The following is a 508-nucleotide window of genomic DNA, read 5'->3' as shown; positions in this document are numbered from 1 at the left end:
AACCACCGCGCAAGCGGCACAGTAAGAGAGTGAGGGGGGGCAGGAACAAACGCGAGCGTCCACTATACGGTCCACAACCAACCCAACCAACACGCAACGCGACGCGTATACGACACGACGCGCGCGTGGGACGGCAGCCACACAACCGAATCAGTATCGAGTGATTCTCGCACTGCCCATACAATCGTCTCGGTGGTCACAGCGACAGGGAAACGCCCGGCACCCATCCCGAACCCGGAAGCTAAGCCTGACAGCGCCGATGGTACTGCACCCGCCAGGGTGCGGGAGAGTAGGACACCACCGAGCACACACCACACAGTCGGCCCGGAACCGCCAACCAGCGGTCCCGGGCCAACTGCCCCCTCTAGACGAGCACTGCTCTGAACGACAACAACTGTCCTAACGGACAGTAAGGACTGTGCTGTAGGCGGGGGCGGTCGGTGAACGGGCGTCATGACACTGGAGGCATGGGTAAAGGACAGAGAAGTACAGTCCTGTCGTTCCGAAG

1 rRNA gene is annotated in these 508 nt (G+C 61.4%); it reads left to right on the top strand.

Features of this window, described 5'->3' with window-relative positions:
• The first annotated feature begins 188 nt into the window (after window positions 1-188).
• Window positions 189-306, top strand: a 5S ribosomal RNA gene (gene rrf, locus HMPREF0975_RS14440).
• Window positions 307-508: the final 202 nt, after the last annotated feature.

This window comes from Actinomyces sp. oral taxon 849 str. F0330 (assembly GCF_000239715.1).
Taxonomy (GTDB): Bacteria; Actinomycetota; Actinomycetes; order Actinomycetales; family Actinomycetaceae; genus Actinomyces; species Actinomyces johnsonii.
The sequence above is the reverse complement of the archived record's forward strand: the minus strand, read 5'-3'. Positions and strand labels throughout refer to the sequence as shown.